This window comes from Pseudomonas mercuritolerans (assembly GCF_025706525.1).
GTDB lineage: Bacteria > Pseudomonadota > Gammaproteobacteria > Pseudomonadales > Pseudomonadaceae > Aquipseudomonas > Aquipseudomonas mercuritolerans.
This window is the reverse complement of sequence record NZ_JAMSHA010000005.1, coordinates 488,934-510,646: the sequence shown is the minus strand read 5'-3', so window position 1 is coordinate 510,646 and position 21,713 is coordinate 488,934. Positions and strand designations below refer to the sequence as shown.

The 21,713-nt window shown below is 60.3% G+C and carries 13 protein-coding genes; 11 read left to right on the top strand and 2 right to left on the bottom strand.

Annotation, left to right across the window (positions count from 1 at the left end; all coding sequences use genetic code 11):
- Positions 1 to 179: 179 nt before the first annotated feature.
- The 8 genes from lptF (at position 180) to pdxJ (ending at position 8,586) form a co-directional block, all read left to right on the top strand.
- Complete coding sequence (gene lptF, locus ND528_RS17155; RefSeq protein ID WP_130910109.1) at positions 180 to 1,301, top strand: LPS export ABC transporter permease LptF; 1,122 nt, start codon at positions 180 to 182, stop codon at positions 1,299 to 1,301.
- Complete coding sequence (lptG, locus tag ND528_RS17150) at positions 1,294 to 2,355, top strand: LPS export ABC transporter permease LptG (RefSeq protein ID WP_016771565.1); 1,062 nt, start codon at positions 1,294 to 1,296, stop codon at positions 2,353 to 2,355. The genes lptF and lptG overlap by 8 nt, the downstream gene beginning before the upstream one ends.
- Positions 2,356 to 2,528: 173 nt before the next feature.
- Positions 2,529 to 4,325 (top strand): translation elongation factor 4, encoded by a 1,797-nt coding sequence (gene lepA, locus ND528_RS17145; RefSeq protein WP_016771564.1) that lies wholly within the window; start codon positions 2,529 to 2,531, stop codon positions 4,323 to 4,325.
- A gap of 9 nt (positions 4,326 to 4,334) precedes the next feature.
- Positions 4,335 to 5,189, top strand: coding sequence for a signal peptidase I (gene lepB / locus ND528_RS17140; RefSeq protein ID WP_122508283.1), 855 nt, complete (start codon positions 4,335 to 4,337; stop codon positions 5,187 to 5,189).
- A 169-nt stretch (positions 5,190 to 5,358) separates the two neighbouring features.
- A complete protein-coding gene (rnc, locus tag ND528_RS17135) occupies positions 5,359 to 6,048 on the top strand; it encodes a ribonuclease III (RefSeq protein WP_024011703.1) in 690 nt (229 codons plus the stop codon).
- The gene (gene era / locus ND528_RS17130; RefSeq protein ID WP_007909024.1) at positions 6,041 to 6,943 is read left to right on the top strand and encodes a GTPase Era; all 903 of its coding nucleotides are present in this window, start codon (positions 6,041 to 6,043) and stop codon (positions 6,941 to 6,943) included. Before rnc ends, era begins: the two co-directional genes overlap by 8 nt.
- A 167-nt stretch (positions 6,944 to 7,110) precedes the next feature.
- Positions 7,111 to 7,800, top strand: coding sequence for a DNA repair protein RecO (gene recO, locus ND528_RS17125; protein ID WP_016771561.1), 690 nt, complete (start codon positions 7,111 to 7,113; stop codon positions 7,798 to 7,800).
- A gap of 39 nt (positions 7,801 to 7,839) precedes the next feature.
- A complete protein-coding gene (gene pdxJ / locus ND528_RS17120; RefSeq protein ID WP_016771560.1) occupies positions 7,840 to 8,586 on the top strand; it encodes a pyridoxine 5'-phosphate synthase in 747 nt (248 codons plus the stop codon).
- Positions 8,587 to 8,669: 83 nt separating this feature from the next.
- Here pdxJ and mltF read toward each other — a convergent pair whose 3' ends face one another.
- Positions 8,670 to 10,130, bottom strand: a complete 1,461-nt coding sequence (gene mltF / locus ND528_RS17115) for a membrane-bound lytic murein transglycosylase MltF (RefSeq protein WP_024011704.1) — start codon at positions 10,128 to 10,130, stop codon at positions 8,670 to 8,672.
- Positions 10,131 to 10,415: 285 nt separating this feature from the next.
- Between mltF and purL the strand changes: the two genes are divergently transcribed.
- The 3 genes from purL to ND528_RS17100 all read left to right on the top strand — a co-directional run bounded on the left by purL (position 10,416) and on the right by ND528_RS17100 (position 15,883).
- On the top strand, positions 10,416 to 14,312 hold the full coding sequence (purL, locus tag ND528_RS17110) for a phosphoribosylformylglycinamidine synthase (protein ID WP_263470771.1): 3,897 nt from the start codon (positions 10,416 to 10,418) through the stop codon (positions 14,310 to 14,312).
- Between the two features lie 5 nt (positions 14,313 to 14,317).
- Positions 14,318 to 14,629 carry a Nif3-like dinuclear metal center hexameric protein gene (locus tag ND528_RS17105; RefSeq protein WP_095050948.1) on the top strand — a complete coding sequence of 104 codons (312 nt, stop codon included), beginning with the start codon at positions 14,318 to 14,320 and terminating at the stop codon, positions 14,627 to 14,629.
- An 891-nt stretch (positions 14,630 to 15,520) separates the two neighbouring features.
- Positions 15,521 to 15,883, top strand: coding sequence for a DUF6124 family protein (locus ND528_RS17100; RefSeq protein WP_137215211.1), 363 nt, complete (start codon positions 15,521 to 15,523; stop codon positions 15,881 to 15,883).
- Between the two features lie 58 nt (positions 15,884 to 15,941).
- On the opposite strand, the gene ND528_RS17095 is transcribed toward ND528_RS17100, so the two are convergent.
- Positions 15,942 to 21,659: a membrane-targeted effector domain-containing toxin gene (locus tag ND528_RS17095; RefSeq protein ID WP_263470770.1), complete on the bottom strand. Its 5,718-nt coding sequence runs from the start codon at positions 21,657 to 21,659 to the stop codon at positions 15,942 to 15,944.
- Positions 21,660 to 21,713: the final 54 nt, after the last annotated feature.

Genomic DNA, 21,713 nt, shown 5'->3' with positions numbered 1-21,713 from the left:
CGCTCCCCGCGCCTGACAACCCTCAGCAAAGGATTACAGCGATGGATGAGTGTGCGCAGTGACAGGCGCACCCAATCACAGGATAATGCCGCATCTTTTTTCGACCGCTCTGCATGGCGGGCCGGTCGATGTGTTTGCTTGTTTGGCCGCCTTAGCCTGACAACCCTGGAGTGTCTGGTTTGATCGTCTTCCGTTATCTGTCCCGCGAAGTCCTGTTGACCCTCAGCGCCGTAAGTGCCGTGCTGCTGGTCATCATCATGAGCGGTCGCTTCATCAAATACCTGGCGCAGGCTGCGGCCGGTCAGCTCGATCCGGGCTCGCTGTTCCTGATCATGGGCTTTCGTCTGCCGGGTTTCCTGCAACTGATTCTGCCGCTGGGCCTGTTCCTCGGGATCCTGCTGGCCTACGGTCGCCTGTACCTCGAAAGCGAAATGACCGTGCTCTCGGCCACCGGCATGAGCCAGCAAAAGCTGTTTCGCATGACCCTGTTTCCGGCAACGCTGGTGGCACTGGTGGTGGCGTGGCTGAGCCTCGGCCTGGCTCCGCAGGGCGCCAACCAGTTTCAGCTGCTGCTGAACAAGCAGGACGCGCTGACCGAGTTCGATACCCTTGAACCGGGACGCTTCCAGGCCTTGCGCGACGGCACCCGAGTGACTTACACCGAAACCCTGAGCGACGACCGCGTCAATCTCGGTAGCGTGTTCATCTCGCAGAAGAACCTCGGCGCCGATAAAAAAGACCGCGGGATTTCCGTGCTGGTGGCCGAGTCGGGCCGTCAGGAAATCCGCCCCGACGGCAATCGCTACCTGATCCTCGACAACGGTTTTCGCTATGACGGCAGCCCGGGGCAGGCCGATTACCGCGCCATTCATTACGAAACCTACGGTGTGCTGCTGCCCAAGCCGGATGTGAGCGAAGAAGTCACCGATCGTGACGCAATGCCGACCTCGTCCCTGTGGGGCAGTGATGACATCCGTTCGAAAACCGAACTGCAATGGCGCATGTCCCTGCCACTGCTGGTGTTCATCGTGACCCTGATGGCGGTGCCGCTGTCGCGGGTGAATCCCCGTCAGGGGCGTTTCCTCAAGCTGCTGCCGGCGATTCTTCTTTATATGGCTTACCTGACCATCCTGATTGCCGCTCGCGGCGCCCTTGAAAAAGGCAAGATCCCGCCGGCCCTTGGCCTGTGGTGGGTACACGCGATCTTCCTGGTGATCGGCCTCGGCCTGCTGTATTGGGAGCCGCTGCGCCTGAAGCTGGCCAGCCGTCGCAGCGCCGCGCTGGAGGTGGCCCGTGGTTAAACTCGACCGCTACATCGGCAGCAGCGTATTCATGGCGATCATCGCCGTGCTGGCGATCATCCTCGGCCTGGCAACGCTTTTCGCCTTCATCGATGAAATGGGCGACGTCAGCGACACCTACACCCTGGTCGACGTGCTCGGTTTTGTATTGCTGACCGCACCGCGCCGTCTTTATGAAATGCTGCCGATGGCGGCATTGATCGGCTGCCTGATCGGTCTCGGCAGTCTGGCCAGCAGCAGTGAGCTGACAGTCATGCGCGCTGCTGGCGTGTCGATCGGCCGTATCGTCTGGGCGGTCATGAAGCCGATGCTGGTGCTGATGCTCGCCGGCGTGCTGATCGGCGAATACGTCGCCCCGGCCACCGAAAGCATGGCCCAGGCCAATCGCTCGCTGGCCCAGGGCAGCGGCGATGCGCAAAGCGCCAAGCACGGTATGTGGCACCGTCAGGGTGAGGAATTCATCCACATCAATGCGGTGCAACCGAACGGTCTGTTGTACGGCGTGACGCGCTATCACTTCGACAAGGAGCGCCATCTGCTCAGCTCCAGCTTCGCCAAAAAGGCCGAGTTCGACGGCAGCAAGTGGCAGCTCACCGACGTCGCCACCACGCTGTTCCACGAGCGCAGCACTGAGGTCGTCAATGCCCCGAGCGAGGAGTGGGATGTGGCGTTGAGCCCGCAACTGCTCAGCACCGTGGTCATGGCGCCGGAATCGCTGTCGATCAGCGGTCTGTGGGGCTACATCCACTATCTGGCCGAGCAGGGCCTGAGCAATGGCCGTTACTGGCTGGCATTTTGGGTCAAGGTGTTGCAGCCGCTGGTGACCGCCGCGCTGGTGCTGATGGCGATCTCGTTCATCTTCGGCCCGCTGCGTTCGGTGACCCTCGGCCAGCGTGTTTTCACCGGCGTGCTGGTGGGCTTCACCTTCCGCATCGTCCAGGATCTGCTGGGGCCATCGAGTCTGGTGTTCGGTTTCTCGCCGCTGTTTGCGGTGCTGGTGCCGGCCGGCGTGTGTGCGCTGGCAGGCGTCTGGCTGCTCAGACGCGCGGGCTGATGAACAAGCTTTCATTCAGCGCTTGAACCCTGAAAACGCCTCGGTCGCCAGACCGGGGCGTTTTTGCATGCGATCCGGGTGACAGGCGAACGTGACGCTTGCGCCGTGTATCAGGTACAATTCCCGGCTATTTTTCGGCGGGCCAAGCCTGCAGCCTTTTTGAGTGTTGATCCGTGAGTGATTTGAGTCATATCCGCAATTTCTCCATCATCGCCCACATTGACCATGGCAAGTCGACGCTGGCTGACCGTTTCATCCAGATGTGCGGCGGCCTGGCCGAGCGTGAAATGGAAGCCCAGGTACTGGATTCCATGGATCTTGAGCGTGAACGCGGGATCACCATCAAGGCCCACAGCGTTACCCTCTATTACAAAGCCAAAGACGGCATCACCTATCAGTTGAACTTCATCGACACCCCGGGCCACGTCGACTTCACCTACGAAGTCAGCCGTTCCCTGGCCGCGTGCGAAGGTGCCTTGCTGGTGGTCGATGCGGGGCAGGGCGTCGAAGCCCAGTCCGTGGCCAACTGCTACACCGCCATCGAGCAGGGCCTGGAGGTCATGCCGGTACTGAACAAGATCGACCTGCCACAGGCCGAGCCGGATCGCGTCAAGGACGAGATCGAGAAGATCATCGGCATTGACGCTACCGACGCCGTCACCTGCAGCGCCAAGACCGGCCTGGGTGTCGACGAAGTGCTCGAGCGTCTGGTGCACACCATCCCTGCGCCGACCGGCAACATCGAAGATCCGCTGCAAGCGTTGATCATCGACTCCTGGTTCGACAACTACCTGGGCGTTGTTTCCCTGGTACGTGTGCGCCACGGCCGTGTGAAGAAGGGCGACAAGATTCTGGTCAAGTCCACCGGCAAGGTGCACCTGGTCGACAGCGTCGGCGTGTTCAACCCGAAACACACCGCCACCGTCGATCTGAAGGCCGGCGAAGTGGGCTTCATCATCGCCAGCATCAAGGACATTCACGGTGCACCGGTGGGTGACACCCTGACCTTGAGCTCCACGCCGGACGTGCCGGTGCTGCCGGGCTTCAAACGCATCCAGCCACAGGTTTACGCCGGTCTGTTCCCGGTCAGCTCCGACGACTTCGAGGATTTCCGCGAAGCGCTGCAGAAGCTGACCCTGAACGACTCGTCGCTGCAGTACACCCCGGAAAGCTCCGACGCGCTGGGCTTCGGCTTCCGTTGTGGCTTCCTCGGCATGCTGCACATGGAAATCATCCAGGAGCGCCTCGAGCGCGAGTACGACCTGGACCTGATCACCACTGCGCCGACGGTAATTTTCGAGCTGGTGCTGAAAACCGGTGAAACGATTTACGTCGACAACCCGTCGAAGCTTCCGGACGTGTCGGCGATCGAGGACATGCGCGAGCCAATCGTGCGCGCCAATATCCTCGTACCGCAGGAACATTTGGGCAACGTCATCACCCTGTGCATCGAGAAACGCGGCGTGCAGGTCGACATGCTGTTCCTCGGCAATCAGGTGCAAGTGACCTACGACCTGCCGATGAACGAAGTGGTCCTGGACTTCTTCGACCGTCTCAAGTCCACCAGCCGCGGCTATGCTTCGCTGGACTACCATTTCGATCGGTACCAATCGGCTAATCTGGTGAAACTGGACGTGCTGATCAACGGCGACAAGGTCGATGCCCTGGCATTGATCGTGCACCGTGACAATTCGCACTTCAAAGGTCGCCAGTTGACCGAGAAGATGAAAGAACTGATTCCTCGTCAGATGTTCGACGTGGCGATTCAGGCTGCCATTGGTGGTCAGATCGTGGCGCGGACAACCGTCAAGGCGCTCAGAAAGAACGTATTGGCCAAATGCTACGGCGGTGACGTCAGTCGTAAGAAGAAACTGCTCGAGAAGCAGAAGGCCGGTAAGAAACGCATGAAACAGGTCGGCAACGTGGAAATTCCACAGGAAGCCTTCCTCGCCGTGCTCAGGTTGGAATAATCAGGTCCTATGTCGCTAAATTTCCCGCTGTTGCTGGTCATCGCCGTGTTCGTCTGCGGCCTGTTGGCGTTGCTTGATCTGCTGTTCCTGGCACCTCGTCGGCGTGCTGCCATTGCCTCTTATCAAGGCAGTGTCAGCCAGCCCGAGCCTGTGGTGGTCGAGAAGCTGAACAAAGAGCCGCTGCTGGTTGAATACGGCAAGTCGTTCTTTCCGGTGCTGTTCATCGTGCTGGTGCTGCGTTCGTTCCTGGTGGAGCCGTTCCAGATCCCGTCCGGCTCGATGAAACCGACCCTGGACGTCGGCGACTTCATTCTGGTGAACAAGTTTTCCTACGGCATCCGTCTGCCGGTGATCGACAAGAAGATCATCGAAGTCGGTGACCCGCAGCGCGGTGATGTGATGGTGTTCCGCTACCCGAGCGACCCGAACGTCAACTACATCAAGCGTGTGGTCGGCCTGCCCGGTGACACGGTGCGTTACACCGCCGACAAGCGTCTGTTGGTCAACGGCGAGTCGATTGCCGAGAAGATGGTCGGCGCCGAAGCGGGTTCGCTGGGCAGCGCGGAGCTCTATCAGGAAAAACTCGGCGCAGCCGAACACCTGATCCGCAAGGAAATGAGCCGTTACCGCGCCACCCCGGACCGTTCGTGGACAGTGCCTGCCGGGCACTACTTCATGATGGGTGACAACCGCGACAATTCGAACGACAGCCGCTACTGGGATGATCCGAACATTCCCAAGGACCTGCTGGGCATGGTTCCCGACAAGAATATTGTCGGCAAGGCCTTCGCGGTCTGGATGAGCTGGCCGGAGCCGAAACTCAGCCACCTGCCGAATTTCTCGCGGGTTGGCCTGATCAAGTAATCAAACACGGCGCTGTTGACCACAGCGCCGAATGCATTTCTGGAGCCGGCACAATCGGCTTCGCAATCGCCAGGATTTATTTTTTGAACACAGCGTTAATTGTCCCAGGCCTGCGCCGTACCCCGGCGATGGCAGTGGAAACCAGCCACGAACTCAGCGTGGGTAAACCGTGAGCGTTTCTCTAAGCCGTCTCGAGCGCCAGCTCGGTTACACCTTCAAGGACCAGGAGCTGATGCTGCTGGCCCTCACGCACCGCAGTTTTGCCGGGCGAAACAACGAGCGTCTGGAATTCCTCGGTGATGCCATCCTCAACTTCGTCGCTGGCGAGGCGCTGTTCGATCGCTTCCCGCTGGCCCGCGAAGGCCAGTTGTCGCGTTTGCGCGCACGGCTGGTAAAAGGTGAGACGCTGGCCGTACTGGCTCGCGGTTTCGACCTCGGCGATTATCTGCGCCTGGGATCGGGTGAACTGAAGAGCGGTGGTTTCCGCCGTGAATCGATTCTCGCCGATGCCCTCGAGGCTCTGATCGGTGCGATCTACCTCGATGCCGGCATGGACGTCGCCCGCGAGCGCGTGCTGGCGTGGTTGGCCGGCGAGTTCGAAGGGCTGACGCTGGTCGACACCAACAAGGATCCGAAAACCCGCTTGCAGGAACATCTGCAATCGCGCGGTTGCGAACTGCCACGCTACGAAGTGGTGGATATCCAGGGCGAACCGCACTGCCGAACCTTCTTCGTCGAATGCGAAGTGGTCTTACTGAATGAAAAAAGCCGAGGTCAGGGTGTGAGTCGTCGTATTGCCGAACAGGTAGCGGCCGCCGCAGCACTGATTGCCCTGGGCGTGGAGAATGGCAATGACTGATACAAACGCAACTCGCTGTGGCTACGTTGCCATCGTCGGCCGTCCCAACGTCGGCAAGTCGACGCTGCTCAACCACATCCTCGGGCAGAAGCTCGCGATCACTTCGCGCAAGCCGCAGACCACCCGCCACAACATGCTCGGGATCAAGACAGAGGGCGACGTGCAGGCGATCTACGTCGACACCCCGGGCATGCACAAGGGTGGCGAAAAGGCCCTGAACCGTTACATGAACAAAACCGCTTCGGCGGCGTTGAAAGACGTCGACGTGGTGATCTTCGTCGTCGACCGCACCAAGTGGACCGACGAAGACCAGATGGTTCTGGAGCGTGTGCAGTACGTGACCGGCCCGCTGATCGTCGCGCTGAACAAGACCGATCGCATCGAAGACAAAGCCGAGCTGATGCCGCACCTGAGCTGGTTGCAGGAACAGCTGCCGAACGCGCAGATCATCCCGATTTCCGCGCAGCACGGGCACAACCTCGACGCGCTGGAAAAGGTCATCGCCGACCACCTGCCGGAAAATGATCACTTCTTCCCGGAAGACCAGATCACCGACCGCAGCAGCCGTTTCCTTGCCGCCGAGCTGGTGCGCGAGAAAATCATGCGCCAGATGGGCGCCGAGCTGCCGTACCAGATCACCGTCGAAATCGAAGAATTCAAGCAGCAGGGCAAGACCCTGCACATTCACGCGCTGATTCTTGTCGAGCGTGACGGCCAGAAGAAGATCATCATTGGCGACAAGGGCGAGCGCATCAAACGCATCGGCACCGAGGCGCGCAAGGATATGGAGCTGCTGTTCGACTCCAAGATCATGCTCAACCTGTGGGTCAAGGTGAAGGGCGGCTGGTCCGATGACGAGCGTGCGCTGCGTTCGCTGGGTTACGGCGACCTGTAAGTAGCGATCTCGAGAACACCGATACCCACTGTGGGAGCGAGCCTGCTCGCGAAGAGGATGTAACATTCAGCATTGATGTTGACTGTCACTCCGCTTTCGCGAGCAGGCTCGCTCCCACAGTGGTTTTGGGTTGCATGTAAAAACCGCGTTTCTTCATCGAGAACTCAATGTCGCAAAACCCGCCCCCCGCCCAACCCGCCTATGTCCTGCATTCGCGCGCCTATCGCGAAACCAGCGCACTGGTCGATTTTCTCACGCCGCAAGGTCGGCTGCGGGCGGTGTTGCGTAGTGCGCGGGGCAAGGCCGGGACGCTGGCGCGGCCATTCGTTGCGCTGGAAGTCGAGTTCCGTGGCAAGGGCGAGCTGAAGAATGTCGGGCGCATGGAGAGCTCCGGCACCTCGGCATGGCTCAACGGCGAGGCGCTGTTCAGCGGTCTGTATCTCAACGAACTGTTGATTCGCCTGCTGCCCGCCGAAGACCCGCATCCCGCCGTATTCGACCACTATGCCGCGACCCTCTTGGCGCTGGCCGAAGGTCGACCGCTGGAGCCTTTGTTGCGCTCCTTCGAATGGCGATTGCTGGATGATCTCGGCTACGGCTTCTCCATGAACACCGATATGCACGGTGAGCCTGTCGCACCTGACGGTCTCTATCGCCTGCAAGTCGATGCCGGTCTCGAAAGGGTGTATCTGCTGCAACCAGGCCTGTTCAACGGTACCGAACTGCTGGCCATGGCCGAAGCCGACTGGTCGGCGCCCGGTGCGCTGTCGGCGGCCAAGCGTCTGATGCGCCAGGCGCTGGCGGTGCATTTGGGCGGGCGTCCGCTTGTCAGTCGCGAGCTGTTTCGCAAGCCCTGATATGCTGTGCGCCGAACCTCTCAATTCAGGAGCGCATCCGTGACCAGCAGCAATCGCATTCTTCTCGGCGTGAACATCGACCACGTCGCCACCCTGCGCCAGGCCCGTGGCACGCGCTACCCGGATCCGGTCAAAGCGGCGCTGGACGCAGAAGAGGCGGGCGCTGATGGCATCACCGTGCACCTGCGCGAAGATCGCCGTCACATCCAGGAGCGCGACGTGCTGCTGCTCAAGGATGTGCTGCAAACCCGCATGAATTTCGAAATGGGTGTCACCGAAGAAATGATGGCGTTCGCCGAGCGTATTCGCCCTGCGCACATCTGCCTGGTCCCGGAAACCCGTCAGGAACTGACCACCGAAGGTGGGCTGGATGTGGCGGGGCAGGAAGAACGCATTAGGGCTGCGGTCGAGCGCTTGTCGAAGATCGGCAGCGAAGTGTCGCTGTTTATCGACGCCGACGAGCGCCAGATCGCCGCCTCCAAGCGCGTCGGTGCGCCGGCCATCGAGCTGCACACCGGTCGTTACGCCGATGCCGAAACTCCCACCGAAGTGGCTGAAGAGCTCAAGCGCGTCGCTGATGGCGTGGCGTTTGGACTGGCGCAGGGCCTGATCGTCAATGCCGGGCATGGCCTGCATTACCACAACGTCGAGGCCGTGGCGGCGATCAAAGGCATCAACGAACTGAACATCGGCCATGCGCTGGTGGCGCATGCGTTGTTTGTCGGCTTCAAATCTGCTGTGTCGGAGATGAAAGCGCTGATCCTGGCTGCTGCTCTCAAGGGCTAAGAACAAAAGATCGCAGCCTTCGGCAGCTCCTACAGGTGTACACATAACCCTGTAGGAGCTGCCGAAGGCTGCGATCTTGTGCTTTAAAGAGGGGCGGGCTCTTGCGCCGGTTTCGACTTGTCGATCGCCGGAACATGCAGGTTGCCCTCGGCCACCTGGTCGCCTTCAAGTTGCGGCTGGGTTACCCAGGTGAGGATGTCGTAGTAGCGACGAATGTTCGCCACGAAATGCACTGGCTCGCCGCCACGGGCGTAGCCGTAACGGGTCTTGCTGTACCACTGTTTCTGCGACAGACGCGGCAGGATCTTTTTCACGTCCAGCCACTTGTCCGGATTCAAGCCTTCCTTCGCCGCCAGTTTGCGCGCGTCGTCCAGATGACCGCTGCCGACGTTGTACGCCGCCAGGGCGAACCAGGTGCGATCCGGTTCCTGGATCGAATCGTCCAGCTGATCCTTCATATAAGCCAGGTACTTGGCGCCGCCCATGATGCTCTGCTTGGGATCGAGGCGGTTCGATACGCCCATCGCCTGCGCAGTGTTCTGGGTCAGCATCATCAGGCCGCGCACGCCGGTTTTTGACGTTACCGTCGGCTGCCACAGGGATTCCTGATAACCGATGGCGGCGAGCAGCCGCCAGTCGACTTTCTCTTTCTTCGCGTAGTTCTTGAAGTGCTGTTCGTATTTCGGCAGGCGCTGCTGCAAGTGCTGGGCAAAGGTGGTGGCGCCCATGTAGCCAAGCACATCGACATGGCCGTAGTAGCGGTCCTTCAGGCGTTGCAGGGTGCCGTTCTTCTGCACCTTGTCCAGATAGGCGTTGATTTCATTGAGCAGGCTGTTGTCTTCGCCCGGGCCCACCGCCCAGCTCTGACTGCGCGCGTCGCCGAGGTCGAAGGCGACGCGGATGTTGGTGAAGTACACCTGATTCATCGCCACTTCGTTGGAGTCGACCAGGGTCAGATCGATCTGGCCCTCATCGACCATGCGCAGCAGATCGACCACTTCAACCGCGTCGGATTCTTCGTATTCGATGCCGGGATATTTCTGTTTCAGCGCGGCCAGTTGTTCGGCGTGGGTGCTGCCCTTGAGCACGGTGATCTTCTTGCCGACCAGATCCGCCGGATCGGTGGGACGCGACTGGCCGTTGCGGTAGATGATCTGCGGGGTGACTTCGAGGTAGGAGTGGGAGAACCGCACCTGCTTCTTGCGTTCATCGCTGCTGACCAGACCGGCGGCCGCGAGTACCGGGCCGTTCGGCTTGCCGACCTGGTTGAACAGGTCATCGAGGTTGTCGGCGGTCTCGATCTTCAATTCGACGCCCAAATCGTCGGCAAAGCGCTTCACCAGCTCGTATTCGAAGCCGGTTTCACCGCTGCGATCCTGAAAGTAGGTGGCGGGGCTGTTGCGGGTAACCACGCGCAGCACACCGTCCTCCTTTACGCGCTCGAGTGTGTTGGGTTTATCAACACAGCCACCGAGCACCAGGAAGAGTCCGGTTGCGATCAGCCATTTGGCGTATCGCGGACGCAAAGCCGTTGGGAAAAACATCTGCGCAGTATACGCAAACGGCCACGGGCGCCATATCTCGACAGCGTAGGACTAGTCTGCTAGCGATCACAAAATCGAACGAAATCCCTTGAATACGGGCCTTCAGGGCATTTTGTTACAGTAAAAATAAGCCATGCTGAAACGCTCGATTTACCTGACCCCGAAGGCAGAAACACAGATTGCTACCCGAGTGCAACCGTGCGTAGCGTTTCGGGTGATGTTGAGGTCGGTTTAGGCTAGAATGCACGGCCTCAAAGCACACCCCTTCCCGAGGCTGTCCCGAAGATGTTGATCCTGCGCGGCGCTCCTGCCCTTTCTGCCTTTCGCCACAGCAAACTCCTTGAGCAACTGAGCCAGAAGGTTCCAGCTGTCACTGGCCTGTATGCTGAATTCGCTCACTTCGCCGAAGTCACCGGCGTCCTGACCGGCGACGAACAGCAGGTGCTAGCGCGCCTTCTGAAGTACGGCCCAAGTGTTCCGGTTCAAGAGCCTACCGGCCGTCTGTTTCTGGTGTTGCCGCGTTTCGGCACCATCTCGCCGTGGTCGAGCAAGGCCAGCGACATCGCCCGCAACTGCGGCCTGAGCAAGATCCAGCGTCTGGAACGCGGTATCGCCTTCTATGTTGCAGGGCAGTTCAGCGAAGCCGAAGCCCAGCTGATTTCGGACGCGCTGCATGACCGCATGACCCAGATCGTGCTGGCCAACCTCGAGCAGGCCGCCGGTCTGTTCAGCCATGCCGAGCCGAAGCCGCTGACCGCCATCGACATCCTCGGTGGCGGCCGCGCCGCGCTGGAAAAGGCCAACACCGAGCTGGGCCTGGCCCTGGCCGAAGACGAGATCGACTATCTGGTCAACGCCTTCAATGGTCTGAAGCGCAACCCGCATGACATCGAACTGATGATGTTTGCCCAGGCCAACTCCGAGCACTGCCGCCACAAGATCTTCAACGCCAGTTGGGACATTGACGGCCAGAGCCAGGAAAAAAGCCTGTTCGGCATGATCAAGAACACCTATCAGATGCACAGCGAAGGCGTGCTGTCCGCTTACAAGGACAACGCTTCGGTGATCGTCGGCAACGTTGCCGGCCGCTTTTTCCCGAATCCTGAAACCCGCCAGTACGGCGCGGTGCAGGAGCCGGTGCACATTCTGATGAAGGTTGAAACCCACAACCACCCGACCGCGATTGCGCCGTTCCCGGGCGCATCCACCGGTTCCGGTGGCGAGATCCGTGACGAAGGTGCAACCGGTCGCGGCGCCAAGCCAAAGGCCGGCCTCACCGGTTTCACCGTATCGAACCTGCAGATCCCTGGCTTCGAACAGCCGTGGGAAGTGCCGTACGGCAAGCCTGAGCGCATCGTCACCGCGCTGGACATCATGATCGAAGGCCCGCTCGGCGGCGCTGCGTTCAACAACGAATTCGGTCGTCCGGCCCTGACTGGCTACTTCCGTACCTTCGAACAATCGATCACCACTCCGCACGGTGACGAAGTGCGCGGTTACCACAAGCCGATCATGCTCGCTGGCGGCATGGGCAACATCCGCGAAGAGCACGTCAAGAAAGGCGAGATCGTCGTCGGCTCCAAGCTGATCGTCCTCGGCGGCCCGGCGATGTTGATCGGTCTGGGCGGCGGCGCGGCTTCGTCGATGGCCACTGGCACCAGCTCGGCGGATCTGGATTTTGCTTCCGTGCAGCGTGAAAACCCTGAAATGGAGCGCCGCTGCCAGGAAGTCATCGACCGTTGCTGGCAACTGGGCGACAAGAACCCGATCAGCTTCATCCACGACGTCGGCGCGGGCGGTCTGTCCAACGCCTTCCCGGAACTGGTCAACGACGGCGACCGCGGTGGCCGTTTCGAACTGCGCAACATCCCGAATGACGAGCCGGGCATGGCCCCGCACGAAATCTGGTCGAACGAATCCCAGGAACGTTACGTGCTGGCGGTCGGCCCGGAAGATTTCGAGCGCTTCCAGGCGATCTGCGAACGCGAGCGTTGCCCGTTTGCCGTCGTCGGTGAAGCCACCGCCGAACCGCAGCTTACTGTCACGGATAGCCACTTCGGCAACAACCCGGTGGACATGCCGCTGGAAGTGTTGCTGGGCAAGGCGCCGCGCATGCACCGTTCGGTGGTTCGCGAAGCCGAGCTGGGCGATGACTTCGATCCGTCGAACCTCGACATCAGCGAGTCCATCGAACGCGTTCTGCATCACCCGGCCGTGGCCAGCAAAAGCTTCCTGATCACTATCGGCGACCGCACCATCACCGGCCTCGTCGCCCGTGACCAGATGGTTGGCCCATGGCAAGTGCCGGTGGCTGACGTTGCCGTCACTGCCACCAGTTTCGACGTGTACACCGGTGAAGCGATGGCGATGGGCGAGCGTACTCCGCTGGCTCTGCTGGACGCGCCGGCCTCGGGCCGCATGGCCATCGGCGAAACCATCACCAACATTGCCGCCTCGCGCATCAACAAGCTCTCCGACATCAAACTGTCGGCGAACTGGATGTCGGCGGCCGGCCACCCGGGCGAAGACGCGCGTCTGTACGACACCGTGAAAGCGGTCGGCATGGAGCTGTGCCCTGAGCTGGGCATCACCATTCCGGTGGGCAAGGACTCGATGTCCATGGCCACGCGCTGGAATGACAACGGCGAAGACAAGACCGTCACCTCGCCAATGTCGCTGATCGTCACCGGTTTCGCGCCAGTGGCTGACATCCGTCAGACCCTGACCCCGGAACTGCGCATGGACAAGGGCACCACCGACCTGATCCTGATCGACCTCGGTCGCGGCCAGAACCGCATGGGTGCATCGATCCTCGCGCAAGTCCACGGCAAGCTCGGCAAGCATGCGCCGGACGTCGATGACGCCGAAGACCTGAAAGCCTTCTTCGCGGTGATCCAGGGCCTCAACGCCGACGGTCACCTGCTGGCTTACCACGACCGTTCCGATGGTGGTCTGCTGACTTCCGTGGTGGAAATGGCCTTCGCCGGCCACTGCGGTCTGAGCCTGAACCTGGACAGCGTTGCCGAATCCGCTTCGGAAATCGCCGCGATCCTGTTCAATGAAGAACTCGGTGCGGTGATCCAGGTTCGCCAGGACGCCACCCCGGACATCCTCGCGCAATTCAGCGCCGCCGGTCTGGGCGACTGCGTGTCGGTGATCGGTCAGCCGATCAACAATGGCCAGATCAACATCACCTTCAACGGTGACACCGTGTTCGAAGGCCAGCGTCGTCTGCTGCAACGTCAGTGGGCCGAGACCAGCTACCAGATCCAGCGTCTGCGCGACAACGCCGACTGCGCCGAGCAGGAATTCGACGCGCTGCTGGAAGAAGACAACCCGGGCCTGAGCGTCAAGCTCAGCTACGACGTCAATCAGGACATCGCCGCGCCTTACATCAAGAAAGGCATCCGCCCACAGGTTGCCGTGCTGCGTGAGCAGGGCGTCAACGGTCAAGTGGAAATGGCCGCCGCGTTCGACCGCGCCGGTTTCAGCGCGATCGACGTGCACATGAGCGATATCCTCGCCGGTCGTGTCGACCTCAACGAGTTCAAGGGCCTGGTGGCCTGCGGTGGTTTCTCCTACGGCGACGTGCTCGGCGCCGGTGAGGGCTGGGCCAAGTCGGCGCTGTTCAACAGCCGCGCCCGCGATGCGTTTCAGGGCTTCTTCGAACGTAACGACAGCTTCACGCTGGGCGTGTGCAACGGTTGCCAGATGATGTCCAACCTGCACGAGCTGATCCCAGGCAGCGAGTTCTGGCCGCACTTCGTGCGCAACCGCTCCGAGCAGTTCGAAGCGCGGGTGGCGATGGTGCAGATCCAGGAATCGAACTCGATCTTCCTGCAGGGCATGGCCGGTTCGCGCATGCCGATCGCCATCGCTCACGGTGAAGGTCACGCCGAGTTCGCCAGCGAAGAAGCATTGCTGGAAGCCGATCTGTCCGGTTGCGTGGCGATGCGTTTCGTCGACAACCACGGCAAGGTCACCGAAGCCTACCCGGCCAACCCGAACGGCTCGCCGCGCGGGATCACCGGCCTGACCAGCCGTGACGGCCGCGTGACGATCATGATGCCGCACCCGGAGCGTGTGTTCCGTGCGGTGCAGAATTCGTGGCGTTCGGAAGACTGGAACGAAGACGCGCCATGGATGCGCATGTTCCGTAATGCTCGCGTGTGGGTTAACTGATCGTCGTGTACAAGCTGGCGTTTTTTGTTCCTGACAGTCATGTCGAGGTGGTCAAAGGGGCTGTGTTCGCTGCCGGTGGTGGGCGGATCGGTGACTATGACCACTGTGCGTGGCAGGTGCTTGGCTCTGGCCAGTTTCGGCCTTTGGACGGCAGTCAGCCGTTCATCGGTGAGGCGGGGCAGGTTGAGCGGGTTGAGGAATGGAAGGTTGAGCTTGTGGTGGCGGATGAGTTGATCGTGGCTGTTGTGGCGGCGTTGAAGCTCAGTCATCCGTATGAGACGCCGGCTTATGAAGTGTGGCGGCTGGAGGATTTCTGATCTTCTTTGCTGCTTGAACGGGAGACCCGCAGATGATTGATTGTCTGCGGGTTTTTTGTTGCCGCTGATTTTTGGGCGGGCGCATTTTCACTGTGGGAGCGAGCCTGCTCGCGAAGGCGCCCTTACAGGCGAGCATGCTGGCTGATTGGGTGAATATCCGTTGCTTCGGGTGCTGCGGCTGGCGGTTTCGCCCTTACGGCGACTCGCTTTTTTTACAAACGCCCGGAATGCCGGCCCAGTAAAAAAATGAGCAAAAAAACGCTTGCTCCTACGTTCGGCCCTCGCAGGCTCGGGTTCCTTCGTTCCGACGTCGCCGGTGGATCAAGATCAAGAGCAGGCGAGCTGACACTCGGCCTATTGCGTGGTGAAAAGCGTGGGCGTCCGGCTTTTGATTTATGTTGTTGCTGCCCCTCACCCCAGCCCTCTCCCGAGGGAGAGGGGGCCGATTTTGTGTGGTTTTCAAATCCTGAGTTCAACTCGGTCTGTCACGTCGGCGTACCTCGCCTGAACAACTCGGTCAGTCCCTTCTCCCTCTGGGAGAGGGCTAGGGTGAGGGTGGCGATCTGGAGTGTGTTTAAAGCAGTGTCTGAGTTCGCAGAACCTTCCCACAAGGTTTTCAGGTTGTCCGTCGGACGTGCGATCTCTAGTCTTTTGGTGTCGCCGAAACTTCGGCGATCGGGTGTGAGAACCCTTAGGAACTGTTAATCCACAATCAGTCCCACCATAATCGCCGCCGGCATTCCTGCTGTCTGCATTGTTATGGCGGCTGTGTGCGGGCGGACTTCGGTCCGGCCGGGCTTGTTCCTACCGGTTTCTCACCCCGCACACTGCTGCCACCACTCCGCCGCGTGAGAAACGGCAAGTGATTGGCTATTGATAAGGAACGTATCAATGTCAAAACCTGTCCCCGACCCACCCCTCGAACCCTCACCCCCCCTCGAACAAACCATCCGCGCCGACGACCTCGCCAAGAACCGCGAAGCGATCAAGCGGGCTCTGGATTTTTACCTGTGTCCGCAGCCGAGCAAAGCGCACCCTCCCAGTACCATGTTTGTGATCCAGCCCGAAATCGACACCGAAACCCTGCTCGCCCATGCCTGTGAGTCACTTGCTTCAGCCAACACCCTGGCCAGTGATTTCGCCGATCAGTTGGGGCGACCGCAGCGCAATACGGCGCTGGCGATTCAGCAGATCATCATGCTTGCCGAGCTGGCGGTGAACCGTGCGCTGGATCGGGTGGATCCCCAGGCATGAAAAAAACCACTGGGCCGTCAAGCCCAGTGGTTTTCCACGACGTGCAATCGCTCGGGTGTCACGTCACCGGTGTCAGGTTCACGTCTGTTACAAGCATGTCGATCAACAACCGCAGGTATTTGAAGCTCTCACCTTTTTTCTCCCAACGATCAACGAATAACAGACCCTTGTCATTGACCTGGATCGGCGTGACAACGATCTCGCCATTGCGGGATTTATGCACAACGCTAGCGTTGCGGGTATCTGCATTTTCGATCAGGAAGTCGCCGGTTTGGATCAGTTTGCTGCGACTGACAGATGGCGTCGCGACAGGCTTTTTCGTTCCGGGGACGGCGACCTCCATGAGAAAGTCGCTGCTCAAGGCCTGTACGTTGGCCTTGCTCTTGTCGCTGACAAACTCCCACGAGCCACGGTGGATGTCCCTGGCCAGCTCAGGGGCCGTGTCGCGTACGTGCAGGCTGACGGCTGAAAGTGTATCGGCCAGACCTGGCACGCCGAGGTTGTAATTGGTGTGCGCGCTGCCGATGAGGGCCACCCATTTATGCGGTCCGTGAGCCAGTTGATCGGCTTCGATCACTTGGGTCGCGAAATAGCTGAACATCTCGTTTCGGGAGATTTCCACGTCATGTATGCCCTTGAGGTGGTAGGACGCCGTGCAATCGATTGCCCTGATGCGCATGTTGTATTTGGCTGCGGCCTGATAGACCTCGGTGTACGTATCGCTCCCTTGGTAAAAGCGCATGTGGCCGTGATCCTGACGCTGCAGATACGCCTTAAGCCTGTCCGGCATGCGCTGGGTGCGCAGGAAAGTATCGAGATCGGCCTGGTGCAGGTCGGTGAACACGTGCTCGACATATAACGTGTCGTACCCTGCTTCCTTGAGGGCTTTCATGTGCTTTTTCAGCAGCGCTTTGCTGGCTGTATCGCTGTGGGTTTCGCCGATCAGCAGATTCAAGCGTGCGTCGGTCAATTGCCGCAAAAAAACCTCGAATGTGCAGTCGGAGGTGAGCACCGGCAGGATCGGCGCGTCGGGAGGGACGTAAGCAGTGAAGGCGTCTCTGGCCGCTTTTTCCAGACGGTCGCGCTGGGCAATGAAAGCCTCGTAGGCCGTTCTTTCACTCGGTACTGTCGGGGTGTAATACGAGTTCATGGAGTAGGGCCTTTGCAACATTTCAGCAATGTCGTTGCGCAGTGGCGAAGCAACATCGAATTCACTGAAGTGGTCAACGGCAGCCGCTGCGGCGGACGGCCTGGAGGCTGGCAGAGGCGCCATGTATGTACTCGGCATCTGGACGAGAAAATCACCTTGCGCTGATGCATCTCCGGCGATGCCGCCGGGCGCATCCCTGGCAATGCGCGCGGGTTGGTACAGGTCGACGTCTTCAATGCGCACGGCCACGGCATCGTGAAGATCGGCAAGCCCCGGTGTGTTGTCGAAGGTGCTCATCCGCGATTGTTCCGTGAGCACGATCCAGCGTTCGTCTGGCGCGTCAACGCTATCGCCAGCAAGGATTTTGTGCGAGTAGAAATTTCGCACGCTGTTGCTTCTCGGCGTCAGAGGCGAGAGCTCGGACATGACCATTGCGCCCTCGACCCGGTAGCAGGTGGAAGCATCCAGCGCGCTGATTTTCAGGCCTTTTTCCCGTGCCGCTCGCACCAGCGCCTCGTAGGAGAACGTCGCATCGCAGCCCAACGCCTTATCCACGGCTTGCAGATGCTTGCGGATATGCAGCCAGGATTTGCCCGCGTTGAATTTTTCCAGTTTGAGCGGGAAGACGTCTCCGGGCAGGTATTCGATATAGAGACGCCTGTAGCCGTTTCTGACCAACGCATCCAGATTCTGGATCAGCGCTTGTTTACTGGCGATCGAGGCGGGCACCGCGCCGATTACCAGGTTTTTGCCCTTGAGCGCATCGCTGGCGATCAGTTGGGCAAACGATATATCGGCGCCGACATCAGGGACCTGCGGGCGTGCGGGTAGCGAGGCAAGTTCGGAAAAATGCTGCGTGGCATCCTTGGTCAGCTTCTCGACCTGCGTCAGGTAGGCTCTGCGCGTCGAGGACATTTCACTGACAGCCCCGGCGACGATCGACTCGGGACGGACCATGTAGTCCGCACTGCGCTTGAGCAGCTCCTCTCGAGCTTGCGGGTTCATCACCGTTTCGATGCGTTCGCGATATTTGGCCGCCACACCGTAATCTGTGTGCGGGCCGGAGGCCTGCGGTAAGGTTTCATACTTCGGCGCCCCCCCGCTGATGCCACTGCGCACCATCCTGCCTTCTGAATCACGCACTGCCAGAATACCGGTCGAGAACAACCTGCCACTGTCCGGGTCAAGGCGATGCAACAGATAGCGTCCGAGGGCATCGGGCTGGTTCGACGCCCACAAATTCTGTGCCCTGAATACCACCGGCTGCATGTCCGCCGGAGCTGCGACCGGAGCCACTTGATCGATCAGTGTCACCACATTGCGTTGTTCGTTGCTGGCACTGGCGCTGATTCGGCGCAAAGGGCGGCGCACAGGTTTGAGCGAGCGCAGGGCGGGACGCAGGTCAGTCAGTACCGCGCCGGCACTGTTGAACCAGTAACCGAGCAGATGCCCGAACGCTTCATTGGTATCGCCCTGGCGGTAGGCATGCAGAGCGAGCATGGCGTCCTTGAACGCCAGCAGCAGGCCAGTGCTCAGACTCAACAGCGGGAAGGGCGCGGTGGCAATGGCGAGCACCCATTCGACACTGGTCCAGATCAGACCGGCGATCATCTCGGTACGGCTCGTGGTAGTGGCGTGGACATTGTCGATCCGGCGCTGCAATTTCATGTTGTACAGCGCAGTACGTAAATCGCTGACAGGTTTTACCGACCGGGTCGAGTCGTAACGTGCCGGGCTGGGCATGGAGATATTGAGGCTGTCGGGTAACTGTTTTCTTGCATTTTCGAGGAAGGTGCGAACCCGGGCCTGGCCACTGACACCTACCCGTAGCGTGAGGTATTCAATCAGGCCAGGCTGTTTCTTGAGCAGGTAATTGAACTGTCGTGCCTCACGAAAACCGATGCCGTCCGGCGCATCGGGTGTGTAAAGCAGGACCGGGTTTTCGGCATGGCTGAACAGCCACACATCAATTATCCATTCGCCATCGATCATCATCCGGTGCAGCGCGTATTTCGTGCGCACAGGTCCGGAGGTCTCATCCATGCTGGTAATACTTTGCTCCAGCCATTGCAGATCGTGACTGGTGATGCTGCCTCGCAGCCGGCTTTCCAGCGCAGCGCTTTTCATCTGCCGCTGGGTAATCGCCAGCGTCGCGTTGCGTCTGAAAGCGTAGCCCTCGCTGGTTGAACCCTGCAGTTCCTTCTTGACCTTGTCGGTGTAGCGTTGGCCGATCCATACGCCAGTGACCGAGCGCGCTACTTTCTGCGCGGTCAGGAGGCTGATATCGATACCTGGCGGCCCCTTGAAGCGAGCCGAGCTGGAAAATTTTTCATCGAGAAAACCGACGCCGTCGGCATAGCCGTCGCGATACAGCTGTGTGTAGGTCATCGGCGGCGGTGTCGACGAACGCACCATCGAGGGTGGCGAATAGGCCCAGACGGTATCCGGGTCGACGTCGTTGGCCGGGCGCTGCAGCAGGCGGTTCAGGCTGATCCGGGCTTGCTCGTGGACAAAATCGATAAACGCCGGGAAACGTCCGCCCGACAGTGGATGGTCATTGAACCCACGCAGGGCGCCCTCGGCATCCTCGGTCAATGTCGTGAGTTTTCTGCGGTCGGCCATGCTGGTCCGGCGATACCACGGCGGCGTGCTGAAATCATAATCGTCAAGACGCGTGGCCAGTACATGCTCGGCCATTGCTCGCAGGCAATCGGAGTGACTGCCGATATGTTCGAACGTGACCCTCTGATGTTCCAGCGATCCAGGCTTGAAACTCAGGCCGGCCAGCACTTTGCGCAGGGTCGGGCGAAAGCGCATGGGCGCACGGTTGATCAGGTAACCCGCCATGCTGTCAGCGACATCGCTGTGCCTGGCCCAGCTCAACAGCTGGGACTGGCACTCGCGCTCACTGCCGAAAGCCTGGAACTGTTGCTCGCGAGGTGCCTGAGGCGTACACAGCAATATCCGCGTGATCGCGCCATTCGCATCACTCTGGCGCAGCACCCACAGGTCCAGCAGTTGCGCCCCATGCACGCAAAGGGTGGCGGCCTGCAGTTGGCTGTCGCTGGCGCTGCGCAGACGCTCGATCAGTTGCAGATCAGTGTCGAGCAGGTGCCCTTGCAACGCTGCCGTATGCGCGAGCGCGACGATGCGTTGATCGAGCATCTTTTCGATCGCCGGCTTTATCGTGGGCCGCGCCTGCATATCTTTTTGCAAGCTGGCGTAGTCGACGCGAGGTTGCATCTTGAGCGCTTGTTCGACCAGCCACGCCGGAGTCACGTCCGCGTACATTGCTGGCAACGGCGCGTCATCGTAGCTGAGCGTGGTGTAGCGCAAAAACTCCGAACCGGGCAGTTCATCGCCGGTGTGTGGCCCGCGCAAGGACAGATCGAGCAAGTTGCATCGATGCACATAAACCCCATAGCCCGGCACTCGGCGATCGGTGCTGATCTGCAGCTTGTGCGGTTCGAGGTCGTCGATCTCCAGGTCATCACTCAGGCGCTCCAGCCATTGGTGGCGAGCAAGCGCCGCCAGGCTGCCCGTCGGCTCCATCAGATCAAGCAGATGCTGACGCGCACGGTTGTAGTTGGCGACATGCTGCGTGAGTTCTGTCTGCCTGTCGGGACTGGCGCTGCGATACCAGTCCGGCGCGCTGTAGCGCAGGTGGCGCTCGAACAGGGTCTGGGCACGCAATTGAAGACGCGCGGTGAGATCAGGCAGTGCCGCAGCGATTGCACGCTCCAGTGCGCTGACCAGTAACTTGGGATCCTGCTGCGGATTGTCGGCGAAGCTCAACGCCCGTTCGATGTCCTGGGTGCGTTTTTCGATCAGCGCGTCGTAGGTGTGCTCGAACAACGGCTTGCTGTCGATGGCTGCAAGTCGCAGCGGCCAGATCCCCGCGGCGCCGACGTCGTGGTAGCGCGTCGGCAACAGGGACATGAACTCGTCGCGACCGCTGGCCTGGTTCAGGGACGCACGCAATTGGCTATCGAGGTCGGCCAGAGAGCTGAAGAACTCGAGACCGCGCACGGGTGTGAACAGTACGGCAAAGCCAACGCTCTGGTCTGTCAGCAGATCGCTGACACGGGGAGTGTCCTTTTGGGTGACGACAAAGGCGCCGGCCAGCTCGACGCGGCTGCCCTGATAGCTGAATTGCAGCGCGTACATTGCCGGACGCAGCATCGGCCCCAGTCCGAGTTTCTCCAGAAGCTCGCCGGCTTGCGGGTGCAACAGTCGGTCGGTCACGGCTTGCCGCGCTTCGTGCTCAATGGCGGTGAATCCAGCATCGTATTTGAGGAAGGTTTTCGCCGGCTTGCCGTCGATCTGATCGCGCAGGTCCATGTTGATCAGTTGGGTGTTGAGCCTGATCTTCTGGGTTGCGATGAGCTGTTTGCCTTCCGCGGTTTGCAGATCGCTGGTTTCCAGCGCCTGATAGAGCGCTCGGCTGCGTTGCAAAAAGCCGTTACGGTAAGTGGTGAGCTGTTCGTTGAGACGTTTCAGGTAAGTCTGTTCAGCGGTCGGTTTTTGTGCGGGAAGCAGTGGGGTCGGGCTGTCAAACAGATAGTCGCTGATCTGGTTGACGTTGCTGTTGATCTCTGCGGGTGTTGGGGATTTTGCCGGGGTCACGGGCGCTCTCCAGATTGGGAATGAGCGCTCAGCATGGCGAGGGGGGCGTGGAGG

Excerpts from the sequence above, each read along its gene's own strand:
- lepB (WP_122508283.1), top strand. The coding sequence starts at position 4,335 with ATGTCGCTAAATTTCCCGCTGTTGCTGGTCATCGCCGTGTTCGTCTGC.
- era (WP_007909024.1), top strand. The coding sequence starts at position 6,041 with ATGACTGATACAAACGCAACTCGCTGTGGCTACGTTGCCATCGTCGGC.
- recO (WP_016771561.1), top strand. The coding sequence starts at position 7,111 with ATGTCGCAAAACCCGCCCCCCGCCCAACCCGCCTATGTCCTGCATTCG.
- mltF (WP_024011704.1), bottom strand. The coding sequence starts at position 10,130 with ATGTTTTTCCCAACGGCTTTGCGTCCGCGATACGCCAAATGGCTGATC.
- purL (WP_263470771.1), top strand. The coding sequence starts at position 10,416 with ATGTTGATCCTGCGCGGCGCTCCTGCCCTTTCTGCCTTTCGCCACAGC.
- ND528_RS17100 (WP_137215211.1), top strand. The coding sequence starts at position 15,521 with ATGTCAAAACCTGTCCCCGACCCACCCCTCGAACCCTCACCCCCCCTC.